The organism is Acutalibacter muris (assembly GCF_002201475.1).
In the GTDB taxonomy this organism is placed as follows: Bacteria; Bacillota; Clostridia; order Oscillospirales; family Acutalibacteraceae; genus Acutalibacter; species Acutalibacter muris.
On record NZ_CP021422.1, the window covers coordinates 2,943,814 to 2,956,177 of the forward strand.

12 protein-coding genes, 1 tRNA gene and 1 pseudogene are annotated in these 12,364 nt (G+C 57.5%); 4 read left to right on the top strand and 10 right to left on the bottom strand.

The window, feature by feature from the left end:
- Positions 1-126: 126 nt before the first annotated feature.
- A complete protein-coding gene (gene polA / locus ADH66_RS14935; RefSeq protein ID WP_066539134.1) occupies positions 127-2,694 on the top strand; it encodes a DNA polymerase I in 2,568 nt (855 codons plus the stop codon).
- Between the two features lie 83 nt (positions 2,695-2,777).
- Complete coding sequence (gene tagD / locus ADH66_RS14940; protein WP_066539133.1) at positions 2,778-3,167, top strand: glycerol-3-phosphate cytidylyltransferase; 390 nt, start codon at positions 2,778-2,780, stop codon at positions 3,165-3,167.
- A gap of 9 nt (positions 3,168-3,176) precedes the next feature.
- Here the strand turns inward: tagD and ADH66_RS14945 are convergent, their stop codons facing one another.
- The 5 genes from ADH66_RS14945 to ADH66_RS14960 form a co-directional block, all read right to left on the bottom strand.
- Entirely contained in the window at positions 3,177-3,977 is an 801-nt protein-coding gene (locus ADH66_RS14945; RefSeq protein ID WP_066539132.1) for an NYN domain-containing protein, read from the bottom strand.
- A 10-nt stretch (positions 3,978-3,987) separates the two neighbouring features.
- Positions 3,988-4,551 (bottom strand): HD domain-containing protein, encoded by a 564-nt coding sequence (locus tag ADH66_RS14950; RefSeq protein WP_236757064.1) that lies wholly within the window; start codon positions 4,549-4,551, stop codon positions 3,988-3,990.
- A 24-nt stretch (positions 4,552-4,575) separates the two neighbouring features.
- Positions 4,576-4,704: a hypothetical protein gene (locus ADH66_RS21370; RefSeq protein WP_255202539.1), complete on the bottom strand. Its 129-nt coding sequence runs from the start codon at positions 4,702-4,704 to the stop codon at positions 4,576-4,578.
- A gap of 31 nt (positions 4,705-4,735) precedes the next feature.
- Positions 4,736-5,614: a DUF3795 domain-containing protein gene (locus tag ADH66_RS21130; RefSeq protein WP_236757067.1), complete on the bottom strand. Its 879-nt coding sequence runs from the start codon at positions 5,612-5,614 to the stop codon at positions 4,736-4,738.
- 90 nt (positions 5,615-5,704) lie between these two features.
- Positions 5,705-6,706, bottom strand: a complete 1,002-nt coding sequence (locus ADH66_RS14960; protein ID WP_066539125.1) for a glycoside hydrolase family 130 protein — start codon at positions 6,704-6,706, stop codon at positions 5,705-5,707.
- Positions 6,707-6,895: 189 nt separating this feature from the next.
- Between ADH66_RS14960 and ADH66_RS14965 the strand changes: the two genes are divergently transcribed.
- Both ADH66_RS14965 and ADH66_RS14970 read left to right on the top strand, forming a co-directional pair.
- A tRNA-Arg gene (locus ADH66_RS14965) sits at positions 6,896-6,970 on the top strand.
- Between the two features lie 820 nt (positions 6,971-7,790).
- Complete coding sequence (locus tag ADH66_RS14970) at positions 7,791-9,197, top strand: aminopeptidase (RefSeq protein ID WP_066539121.1); 1,407 nt, start codon at positions 7,791-7,793, stop codon at positions 9,195-9,197.
- Positions 9,198-9,347: 150 nt separating this feature from the next.
- Here the strand turns inward: ADH66_RS14970 and ADH66_RS14975 are convergent, their stop codons facing one another.
- The 5 genes and pseudogenes from ADH66_RS14975 to ADH66_RS14995 form a co-directional block, all read right to left on the bottom strand.
- Positions 9,348-10,763, bottom strand: coding sequence for a uracil-xanthine permease family protein (locus ADH66_RS14975; RefSeq protein ID WP_066539120.1), 1,416 nt, complete (start codon positions 10,761-10,763; stop codon positions 9,348-9,350).
- 196 nt (positions 10,764-10,959) lie between these two features.
- A pseudogene (locus ADH66_RS14980) lies at positions 10,960-11,055 on the bottom strand (manganese catalase family protein); the annotation flags it as partial.
- Positions 11,055-11,315: a spore coat protein CotJB gene (locus ADH66_RS14985; protein WP_066539118.1), complete on the bottom strand. Its 261-nt coding sequence runs from the start codon at positions 11,313-11,315 to the stop codon at positions 11,055-11,057. The gene ADH66_RS14985 and the pseudogene ADH66_RS14980, both read right to left, overlap by 1 nt.
- Positions 11,312-11,506: a spore coat associated protein CotJA gene (locus ADH66_RS14990; RefSeq protein WP_066539117.1), complete on the bottom strand. Its 195-nt coding sequence runs from the start codon at positions 11,504-11,506 to the stop codon at positions 11,312-11,314. The genes ADH66_RS14985 and ADH66_RS14990 overlap by 4 nt, the downstream gene beginning before the upstream one ends.
- 49 nt (positions 11,507-11,555) lie before the next feature.
- Positions 11,556-12,305 carry an XRE family transcriptional regulator gene (locus ADH66_RS14995; protein ID WP_066539116.1) on the bottom strand — a complete coding sequence of 250 codons (750 nt, stop codon included), beginning with the start codon at positions 12,303-12,305 and terminating at the stop codon, positions 11,556-11,558.
- Positions 12,306-12,364: the final 59 nt, after the last annotated feature.

Here is a 12,364-nt window from a genome sequence, read left to right on the forward strand (position 1 = left end):
TGCCAAAATTACCCTTGCATTTTTGCTTTATATGTGTTAAAATATACTCGTAAAGCGCAAGGCTTCACCCCGGAGACGGCACTCCGGGGTTTCTTTGTATAAGCTATCCCCAAAGGAGTGTGCTCAATGAAACTTTTAGTCCTCGACGGCAACAGCCTCCTCAACCGCGCCTTCTTCGGCATCAAGCTCCTCTCCACCAAGTCCGGCGACTTCACCAACGGCATCTACGGCTTTCTCACCATGTTCCGAAAAATTTATGACGAAACCGAGCCCGACGCCGTTGCCATCGCCTTCGATATGCGGGCCCCCACCTTCCGCCACAAGCAGTACGCCGGCTATAAGTCCAACCGCAAGGGTATGCCCGAGGAGCTGGCCCAGCAGCTCCCGGTCCTTCAGCAGCTTCTAAAGGACCTTGGCTACCGCATAGTCACCTGCGAGGGCTGGGAGGCCGATGACATTTTGGGCACCCTCTCCGCCGCCGCCGAGCGGGAGGGCAGCGCCTGCGTCATCGCCACCGGCGACCGGGACAGCCTGCAGCTGGTCTCCTCCGCCACCACCGTCCGGCTCATGAGCACCAAGTTCGGCCAGCCCCAGGTGACGGTCTACGACGAGGCCAAAATTATGGAGGAGTACGGCGTGACCCCCCATCAGATGATTGACCTCAAGGCCCTCCAGGGCGACAGCTCCGACTGCATCCCCGGCGTGGCGGGCATCGGCCCCAAGGGCGCGGGGGAGCTGGTGCAGAAGTACGGCTCCCTGGAAAATATCTACAATAATCTCGACGACCCGGAGATAAAGCCCGCCGCCCGCAGGAAGCTTGAAGCTTCAAAGGACAACGCCTTTATGAGCTACGAGCTGGGCACCATCCGCCGGGACGCGCCCATTGAGACGGACCTCTCCCAGTATGTCCCCACCTCCGGCGACCCCCAGAGCGCCGGGAGCACAATGGTGCGCCTGGAGCTATTTTCCCTGATAGAAAAGTTTGGCCTTACCGCCGCGCCCGCCCAGGAGACCACCGTCGCCGCGGGCAGACCCGAGGTCATAGAGCTCCCGGACGGCGCGCCCCTGCTGGCCCGGCTTGAGGACGCGGGCGCGGCCTGCTTCTACTGCCACTGGGACAAGTCCGGGGAGCTCCTGTCACTTATCTTCGCCCACAAGGACATTTTGTGGCGTGTCACCCCGGACAGTGCGTTTTTACTGGCCTTCTTCACCAACCCCCTCATAAAAAAGCACACCCACGACATAAAGCCCCTGCACCGGCTGGCCCTCAGTATGGGCTGCAAGCTCGAGTCCGTCTCTCTGGACACGGCCCTGGCGGCATACCTTCTGAACCCCTCGGCCACCGGCTACGACGTACTGCGGCTGGCGGCGGAATACTCCGTGCCCCTGCCGGACTTCGAGCAGGAGGAATATAACTGCGCGGCAGTTATGCCCGGCCTATGCCAAGCCCTTCAAAAGGCCATCGACGGCAATAACCAGCGGGAGCTTTTGGAAAACATCGAGATACCATTAAGCTTTGTCCTGGCCCAGATGGAGCATATTGGTTTCTATGTGGACAGCGAAAGCATAAAGGAGTACGGAGAGAAGCTCCAAAAAGAGGTGGAGAGCCTGCACGACTCCATCATTGAGCAGGTGGGGTACGACTTCAACATCAACTCCCCCAAGCAGCTGGGCGAAGCCCTTTTCGAGAAGCTGGGCCTGCCCCACGGAAAAAAGACCAAGTCCGGCTGGTCCACCAATGCGGACGTGCTGGAATCCCTGCGGCCCATGAACCCGGTGGTGGACGAGATACTCCGTTACCGCACGGTGGCAAAGCTCAAGTCCACCTACTGCGACGGACTCTTGAAGGTGATCGGCCCCGACGGCCGAATACACTCCAGCTTTAACCAGACCGAGACCCGCACCGGCCGCATCTCCAGCACCGAGCCCAATATGCAGAACATCCCCGTGCGCACCCCCATCGGCCGGGAGCTCCGCAAGTTCTTCGCCGCCGAGCACGGCGTGCTTGTGGACGCGGACTACAGCCAGATAGAGCTTAGGGTCCTGGCCCATGTGGCCAACGACCCCGCCATGCGGGAGGACTTTTTGCAGGGCCACGACATCCACGCGTCAACTGCCGCCAGGGTCTTCAATATGCCCCAGGAGCTCATCACCTCGCAGCTTCGCAGCCGGGCAAAGGCGGTGAACTTCGGCATAGTCTACGGCATCGGGGCCTACTCCCTGTCCCAGGATATCGGGGTCAGCGTCAAGGAGGCGGACGCTTATATTAAAGAGTACCTGCGCAACTACTCCGGGGTGGACGCCTACATGAAGGAGGTGGCGGACAGCGCCCGGGAGACAGGGTACGTAGAGGATATGTTCGGCCGCAGGAGATACCTGCCGGAGCTCAAGAGCAGTAACTTCAATATGCGCTCCTTCGGGGAGCGTGTAGCCAGGAATATGCCCATACAGGGGGCGGCGGCGGATATCATCAAGATTGCCATGATAAGGGTAAGCAGGCGGCTGGAGGCCGAGGGTCTAAAGGCCCGGATGATACTTCAGGTCCACGACGAGCTGATAGTGGAGTGCCCCCAGCAGGAGCAGGAGCAGGTCAAGGCCCTTCTCACCGAGGAGATGGAGCAGGCGGTAAACCTCAGCGTGCCCATGGTGGCCGAGGCCAACGCCGGTAAAACCTGGTATGACGCAAAAGGGTAATGATTTTGCCCACCCGCACCAGTTATTTTTGTGGGGACCGCGTCTCCACACCCGCAAGGACAAGAACGAAAGGGAGAAAAAGCATGAAACGAGTGATAACCTACGGCACCTTTGACCTGATACATTACGGCCATATCAACCTTCTGAAGAGGGCAAAAGAATTGGGCGACTACCTGATAGTCGCCCTGTCGACGGATGAATTCAACTGGAGGGAGAAGCAGAAAAAATGCTACTTCAGCTATGAGGAGCGCCAGCGGCTTTTAGAGGCCATCCGCTACGTGGACCTGGTGATACCCGAGGAGAACTGGGAACAGAAGGTCACGGACGTGCAGCTCTACAAGGTGGACACCTTTGTAATGGGCGACGACTGGGCGGGAAAGTTCGACTTTCTAAAGGACTTCTGCAACGTGGTCTATCTGCCCCGCACGCCGGAGATATCCACCACCCAGATAAAGCAGGACCTGAAGCAATAATAATGTATATTATTTCAGCCGCACATACACCAGCGACGGACCTGCATTATCCTTGCGCTCGGTCCTTATCTCGAACATATCCAGGGAATCCAGGAACGGCGTAAGCTTTGAAAACCCGAAGTTGCGCACGTCAAAATCGGGATAGCGCTTGCTGAGAAGGTTCCCCACCTTGCCGGTGAATATCCAGTCGTCCTCGTCAGAGTTCTCCCGCACAATACTGCGAAGGGCGTTGCGGATGGTGCCGAGGCTGGTCTTCGGCTCCTCTTTTGGCTCCTCCTTGGCCTTCGCGGGCTTCTGGGGAGTCTTTTTCTGCGCCGCGGGCTTCTTCTTAGCCGCCGGCTTCTGCGGCTCCTCCAGCTCCTCCTCGTCCGCGTTGGAAAGGAGGTCCAGATACTTAAAGGAGCTGCACGCGGCGATAAAGGAGTTGGGGGTCTTGCTCTCCCCCATGCCCACCACGGTCATGCCGGACTCCCGCAGCCGGGCCGCAAGCCGTGTAAAGTCGCTGTCCGAGGACACCAGGCAGAAGCCGTCCACACTGCCGGAATAGAGTATGTCCATGGCGTCGATTATCATGGCCGAGTCCGTGGAGTTCTTCCCGGTGGTATAGCTGTACTGCTGTATGGGCAGCAGGGAGTTCTCCACCAGGGTGGTCTTCCAGGAGATAAGCGAAGGATTGGTCCAGTCCCCGTAGATACGCTTATAGGTGGCGATCCCCTCTTTGGAGATCTCGTCCATTATAAGCTTTATATACCTGTTGGAAATATTGTCCGCGTCTATAAGCACCGCAAAACGGCTGTCGTTGTTTGCCATATTAGCCCCCTTAAAGCCCTATCTCGTCATGGTTCTCGCGCATACCCATAATGCACTTTTCCATCACCGTGTCGATGTCCGTATGGAGTCTCTCGCAGCCGTCAAGGATAATCTGCCTGTCCACCCCGGCGGCAAATCTCTTATCCTTAAACTTCTTCTTAACGGACTTTACCTCCAGGTCCATGACAGACTTCGAGGGCCGCATAAGGGCTGTGGCGTTTATAAGGCCGCTCAATTCGTCTATAGTATAGAGCACCTTCTCCATATAGCGCTCCGGCTCCGCGTCGCTGCATATGCCGTAACCGTGGCTTATGACGGCGTGTATAAAGCCCTCGTCATACCCCGCCCCTTTAAGTATCTCCACGGCCTTCTTGCAGTGCTCCTGTGGGTACTTCTCATAGTCCACGTCGTGCAGCAGCCCCACTGCGCCCCAATACTCCACGCCCTCGGGGGCCTTTTCCTCACCGGCCTCCTTCGCATAGTACCGCATAATGGCCTCCACCTGCAATCCGTGCTTTATAAGCGCTTCGCTCTCGTTATACTCCTTCAAAAGCGCAAGGGCTTTTTCTCTCATATTATCAGACTTCCTCTCTATAATTTAATTTTCCAGTTCCCGGCTATAATTGCCCAGCAGCGCAAAGGCCATGTCCCCGGCCTCAATGAGCCGGATAAGGTTTGGGTGACTCAAATCCCTATAAACCGGCAGCGCCCCTTTATAAGCGGCCAAAGAGGACGCGCGCGCGTCCTCTTAACAGCCGTTATTCTTTTCTACCGTACTCTAAAAGGTCTAAGATTTCCTGCTCGTTCTCCAGGTCATAGTCCCCGGTGAGCCCGTCAGGGTAGTGGTAGACTATCCCCGCCCGCTCATTTTCCGCAAGGCGGTCCAGAAGCCCCTGTTCGCCGTGCTCCTTCGCAAAGCGCACAAAGGCCCGCATTCGCGGCTTCTCAAGCATACCCTTGCCACAGGGAAACTCCGAACACTCCCAGCAGCCCCCAAGGCCCTTTTCCGTAACGCAGCCGTAATTCTGGCACTCGGCATACGTCGCGCAGCCGTTCTGCTTACAGCCCTTACAGTCCGCATTCTCGCTGCAAAGACAGCAGGCCAAACCGCAGTAGGCTATCCCCAGCTCCCGCTTCATCTTACTAAAGCTCAGCCTGTAGTAGCCCTCATACTCCCGGAACCTCTCCGGTCCCGAGAAGCCCAGTTCCGCAAGCACCGCCCGCCGGGCCGAAGCTTCGGTCACGGCCTTGGTGACCACGGCGCCCATGGGAAAGTCCTTGGGAAAACGCTCAACTGCAAGAGCATACAGTTCCCTCAAGACCTCCGGCCGCTCATAATCAGTACGCAGGTCCACCCGAAGCACGCCGGTCTCCCCGCCGAAGATCTCCAGAGTGCCCACGGCTTCGCCGGTGCGCTTATCAATGACGGCTGGGCGGGCGTAGTCCTCCCCCTGCCAGATATCGATATAGGACTCCATATCCTCCAGGGTATTGCAGAGGAACCCCCGCGAACAGTTGTCGTCGTTCATCAGCGCCACGGCGGCGGTATCGGAGTAGCACCGCAGAAGCTGTGGCGCGTCCTCCTTTTTCACCTGCCGCAGAAGGAAATTTTCGCTCTCATAGCTGTAGTCTCTCATATGCCTATGCTCCCTTCAAGTATAGAACGTGTGTTCTAGTCCAAGCATAGCATAGGCGCCGAAAAAAGTCAAGCTTTATCGAACAAAGTTTTACTTGTTCTCCTGATCGCCTACCTCCATGGGGTACTTGCGCATATAGGAGATAAGCTCGTCCACAGTGGTGAACGCCAGCCCGGTCACCGTGTCCGCCGCGCCGTAGTAGATGGTGATACGGCCGTTCTCCGGGTCCGTCAGGGTGGCGCAGGGGAAGGTCACGTTGGGCACGTCCCCGGTGAGCTCGTAGTCCACCTCGGGTCCGAACACATAGAAGCGGCCGCGCTCCTTCACTATCCAGGGGCGGTCAATGTCCAGAAGGGCCGTGCCGAAGCGGTACACAAAGCCGTTGCAGGAGTTCAAAACGCCGTGGTAGATCATCAGCCAGCCCTCGTCGGTCTCGATGGGTGTGGGCCCGGGACCTACCTTCTTTGACTGCCAGCCGTTGGCCGTGCCGAACAGCCAGCGGTGCTTGCCCCAGTAGCAGAGGTCCGGGGATTCGCTGTAGAAGATATCGCCGAAGGGTGTATGGCCGGTGTCGCTGGGGCGGCTGACCATGGCATAGTTGCCGTTTATCCTTCTGGGGAACAGCACGCCGTTGCGGTTGTAGGGCAAAAAGGCGTTCTCCAGCTGGTGGAAGGTCTTGAAGTTCTCGGTCCAGCCGATGCCGATGGTGGGGCCGTGATAGCCGTTGCACCAGGTAATATAGTATTTGCCGTCGATAAAGCAGACCCTGGGGTCATAGCGGTACTCCTTACGGATAACGTCCTTCTCACCCTCGAACACAATGGGGTCATGATTGATGTCCCAGTGTATGCCGTCCTTGGAGAAGCCCGCGAAGATATCCATCTCCACCCCCCTGTTGTCGCAGCGGAACACTCCGGCATAGCTGTCCCCGAAGGGCACCACAGCGGAGTTGAAGATGCTGTTGGAGGTGGGGATGGCGTCGCGCTTGATGATAGGATTCTCCGTATAACGCCAAACTGGCTTGTCGTACCCCGCGGGCTTATCCTGCCAGGGCATATTTGGCAGGGCGGGCCTGCCGATGATCTTTGCCATAGAGATCACTCCTTAAAATAAAAATCCGATCCTATCCGGGTTCACCCGGACTTCAAATTCATTATACCGCATATGCTCCCGGAAAGAAAGCAATTTTTTGGCAAAAAGTCCAATTTTTTCAAAATTCCCGAATTTTTAAGAATTTCATTTGACAAACGCACCCAAATAGGGTACAATAATAAAGTAAAAGCCTCCTTAGTTAAATGGATATAATAAGCCCCTCCTAAGGGCTAGTTGAGGGTTCGATTCCCCCAGGGGGTGCCACTGACATTACCTTACGGTAAATCGCCAAAAGCTCCTGAGATTTCTAAATCTCAGGAGCTTTTGGTGTATTTTGCTCCATCTGGTACGAACATATAGAAGGTCGAAAAAATGCAGAAACTGCTTTACGTAAGCAACAGCCGGGACTTCACCGAGCGGGGGATATCAACGAGGACAAGTATTTCTCCCCTGTGAACAAGATGCTGGAGCAAGGCCGGAAGATCGCGAATATAATCCACAACTAGGCTAAGCTAGAGAAACAGGTAAATCCCACGTTTGTGGCCTTTGTGGTGCTGGAGAAGCCTAACGGGGAGCAATAAATACAGCAGATAGCGAGCCTTTTGGGGGTTCGCTTTTCTTTTGGTTTTTGCCGTATAACCCCGTCTCCATCTTGTCCGCTATCCTCCGGCGGTTCTCGTCCAGGAGGCATTAGCAGACTTCACCCAACCTATAAGCGTACCAGAAAAGGACAAGTCCTCTCTGTTTTGCCACAAATATCTGTTTCCGGCTCCCTGATAATTTCAAAGGCGGACAGTCGCGGTGCAAGAATAGCCAGAATTGCATTTACTACATAAATCGCCTGCTCAAAGAGGAGGGACGGTATGAAAGCCGCGCCAAATAAGCTTGCAAACCATGAGGTCACCTCTTCAATACGATTTTACTCCTTGGGGAGTACAATATCAAGGGAGCCTCCTGCTGGACTCAGCTCCGAAGTGGAAACCTTTTTATATATAGAAACCCGCTCAGCGGCCGCTCCAGTGTTGACTTTTGGGTTTTGGGTGGTATAATAGGTCTTGAGAATCCAAAGAAAAGAGGTAAAAATATGGAAGAAAATAAAAAGACAGAGGTCCAGGAGCTCTGTGAAAAGCTTCTGATGGACCGGGCCAAGCCCGCAAGAGAGGCCGCCCTTCGGCACGCGGCGAAGGCCATGGATTTTGCGGAGGGGTATAAGGACTTCATCACCGCCGCCAAGACCGAGCGCGAGGCTGTGGACTGGACCGTGACCGCTGCAAAGGCGGCTGGCTTTACAGAGTTCGACCCCATGAAGAAGTACAGCGCCGGAGACAAGGTGTACTATAATAACCGGGGCAAGGCCATGTGCCTGGCGGTTATCGGCAAAAACGGCGCAAAGGACGGCGTGCGTATAGCCGCCGCCCATATCGACAGCCCCCGGATTGACTTAAAGCCCCTCCCCCTATACGAGAGCGGTGAGCTGGCCTTACTCAAGACCCACTATTACGGCGGCATAAAGAAGTACCAGTGGACGGCTATCCCCCTGTCCCTGCACGGCAAGATAGTGAAGAAGGACGGCAGCGAGGTCACCTTGAACGTGGGCGAGAACCCCGGGGACCCCCAGTTCTGCATAACCGACATATTGCCCCACCTGGGCAAGGACCAGACGGCGAAGAAGCTGGGCGAGGCCTTTACCGGCGAGGATCTGAACGTGCTCATCGGCAGCCTGCCCCTCTCTGAGGAGGGGGAGCAGCTTTACAAGCTGAACGTCATGAAGCTTCTGAACGAGCAGTACGGCCTTGTGGAGAGCGACCTTATCTCCGCCGAGCTGGAGTTTGTGCCCGCCTTCCCCGCCACGGATATCGGCTTCGACCGCAGCATGGTGGGGGCTTACGGCCATGACGACCGTGTGTGCGCATACCCGGCCGTGCAGGCCCTGTTTGCCAGCGAGGCCCCGGAGAAGACCTCTATCGTGTGCCTGGCGGACAAGGAGGAGATTGGCTCCGTGGGCAACACTGGGCTGTGCTCCGAGTACCTCAACTACTTTGTCTGCGACCTCTCAAGGGCCGAGGGCCTTGAGCCCCAGCACGTTTGGAGCAGATCAAACTGCCTTTCCGCCGACGTAACCGCAGCCTTTGACCCCACCTACGCCTCCGCCTATGAGCCGGGCAACTCCACCTACCTTAACCGGGGCGTGGGCATTGCCAAGTACACCGGCTCCAGGGGCAAGGGCGGCAGCAACGACGCTTCGGCGGAGTTTTTGGGCTGGGTGCGCCGGGTGCTGGACAAGGCCGGGGTCCTCTGGCAGATAGGCGAGCTGGGCAAGGTGGACCAGGGCGGCGGCGGCACCGTGGCGCTGGACATCTCCCGCCTTAACGCCGACGTTATTGACATCGGCGTGCCGGTGCTCAGTATGCACGCCCCCTTCGAGGTCATCTCCAAGGTGGACCTGTACGCGGCCTATCAGGCGTTCAAGGCCTATTTTGAGGCGGAGTAAAACAGTATAAAGCAAAAGCGGTGCGGGAACAGCTCCTGCACCGCTTTACTTTTTGGACGGGGACTTATACGTACTTTACCGCCGTGCCGCAGACCATCACCCCGGCGGCCCCAACCCCCGCAAGCTTAAAGGCCAGCTTGACCGGCCTCGTTACTTCCTCTTACGCTCCGGCACAACCTCGGACTTGTCCACCGAGTGGGCCACCAGCCCAGGCTCGGCGGGCTCCCTGTCGGGTATCGCCAGATTCAGGATAATGCCCACGATTATCCCAAGACCGATATTCGTGAAGTTAAAGGTGGCGTTGCCTATCACCGCCCCGCCGATGGCCAGCACCAGCATGACAGCCGCTATGCACAGGTTGCGGTTCTTGGTGAAGTCCACGTGGTTTTCCACCAGGGTCCTAAGGCCCACCGACGCTATCATGCCGTACAGCACTATGCACGCCCCGCCCAGCACGCAGTTGGGCACCGACTGGATGACCCCGATGGCTTTGCCGAAGAAGCTGACAACGAGGGCGACAAGCGCCGCTATCCGCAGGGACGCGGGGTTATAGTTGCCCGTGGCGGCCAGCACGGCGGTGTTCTCGCTGTAAGTGGTGTTGGGAGGTCCACCCACCAAGCCCGCGAAGACCGTTGCAAGGCCGTCGCCCAGCATGGTGCGGTGCAGTCCCGGGTCCTGGGTGAAGTCCTTGCCCACCACAGCGCCGTTGGCGTACACGTCCCCCACGTGCTCCACGCAGGTGACTATGGCGATGGGAGCTATCATGCCGATGGCAGTGATGTTGAAGCTGGGCAGGACGAAGTGGGGCACCTGAACCCAGTCATAGTCGGCGATGACCCCGGTGTTCATCAGGGCCGCCGGGGCTATGCCGGTCTTTGTGAGGATAAGGGACAGCACATAGCCGCCCACCAGGGCGATGACGATGGAGCTCATCTTCACCATGCCACGGCCGCAGCTGGACAGCACCACCGCCGTCAGGCAGACCACAGCCGCCAGGATCCACGCCCAGACGTATGTGGGCATATCGTACCCTTCGCCGAAGATGGGAAGGGCGCTGCCGTCGGGGCCGTACTGGGTCTGGATGTTGTTGATGGCCGAGGAGGCCAGATTCAGGCCGATAAGGGTTATACCCACACCCCGGACCACCGGGGGGAAGAGCTTGTCAATAAGCCCTCTGCCAAAGAGCCTGATGATAAGGGCCAGCAAGAGGTAAAAGGCTCCCGCCGCGATAATGCCCCCCATGGCCGCGGAGACCTGTTCATCATAGGTGGCCCCGAAGCTCTGGTTGCCTATGACCCCGCAGAGGGCCGAGATAAAGGCGAAGGAGCTGCCAAGGAAGGTAGGCATACGCCCGCCGGTGCACAGGTGGAAGATAAGGGTACCGCAGCCCGCGCAGAACAGAGCCACGCCCACGTCCAGGCCCGTCAGCAGGGGCACCAGGATGGTGGCGCAGCTCATGGCAAAGGCGTGCTGGAACCCCAGCGCCAGCGCCTTTTTCGCCCCCAGCTTCTCATATTCCTCCGACCGGGGGAACAACAGGCGGTTGAGCTTTTTAAGTAATTCCATTTTTTGACCTCCTCTATTCTTTTTATAAAAGCTTAAACGGCCTAATTGTAGCAGAGTGGGAGGCGTTTGTCAATGGGGATATGAACAAATTGTGAAGAAATTTAGGGAAACCGGGAGCTTACCGTCATACCCGGCCCTAATAGTAAACTTCGTTAACTATAGTTATCGAAGTTTACTATTATCACCTTGCGCACCATGGTCCGCCATACTGTGTCATAATGATCTTTGCCAGCTTCGGATTCGGGTTCTTTATGCGCACGGGGTGCTGCAAACGCTTTTCGTATACAAACATTACTCGTTATCCTCCCTTTCCCACGGCCAGGGGCCGTTTATCCAATCCCAGCGGCTGGTGTCCCGGCTCAGCTCGTTCAGAGGGCCGAAGGCCTCCTCGTATTCCCGGACCTGCTGGCTGAGACGCTGGCGGTACTCCTCCAACCGGCGGGCGGCTTCGCAGTTATTGGGGTGGGTATCCAGGAAAAGGTGCAGCTCCCAGCAGGCGAACTGCATGGCGCTTATCTTGCGGCGCAGGGCCTGCCTGGTGTTTTCGCTCATCGGGGCTCGCCCCCTCTCCTGCCATAAAAGGGCTTATCCAGCACAGGGAAAAGGGTCCCGGTGTCCAGGGCCCGCTCGGCGCTGTGCAGGGTGCTGCTCCACTGCTGGTAGGGCACGTAGGCCATAGCGGGCACCGGGTCCGTCGGAAGGGGCGTGGGGTCCGGGCCACAGTGCTCTAATTTATCTGTCATAGTTTGAGCTCCTCTCATAAAATGCTCGGGGATTGTCCCCGGTACTATTTTATGCGAAGGGGCTTTTTATGTGACGCCCTAAGGTGGAGAGCTTCCCAAGGGCCCGGCCCTGGCAGAAAAGGGCATCGTAATCGTGCACGGGTATGGGGCCGTATTTCGGGTTCAGTGACAGCAGCTCCCCCTGCCCCAGGCGTTTGATATAGCCGTCGCCGTTTAGGAAGAAGATACCGATCTCCCCCTCGTTTACGAAGCCCTCCACCCGCTCCACGAACACGATGTCGCCGTCCCTATAGGCGGGCTCCATGCTGTCGCCGTTTACCCGCACACAGAAGTGGGCTCGTTCAGGCACCAGCTCACCGGGTATCTCCAGCCGGGTGGTATAGGCGGCGTCCACCCAGGGCTCGCCGGACCCGGCGCTTACCGCCAGGTCGTAGCAGTTGATATAGGTCACCCAGCCGTGCTTCTCCTTTTCCAGAAGCTTGGGGCGGGTCATGCGCTCATATTCCTTTTGGAGTATGGTATCCACCAGGTCCCGGCCGTGCACGTCCAAAAGCCGGTAGCGTCGCAGCTTTTCCAGCTCCTCCGGGGTGGCGGAGCCGGAGCCCTCTGTGCCCAGAAGCTGGTCCGCGGACACGTCCAGCAGGGCTATCAGCTGGCGGAGCTTATTTATATCCGGCTGGCGGCGGCCGGTCTCATATCCGCAGTAGGTGGTCTTGTCCACGCCCAGCTCCGAGGCCATTTCGGCCTGGGTCCTGCCGGAGGCGGCGCGGGCGGCTTTCAGCTGTTCGGGGAAATTCATATTGTTCACTCCTTTATGACTAGTATAGCCCATGCGTATGCGTATTGTCAATTAAAATA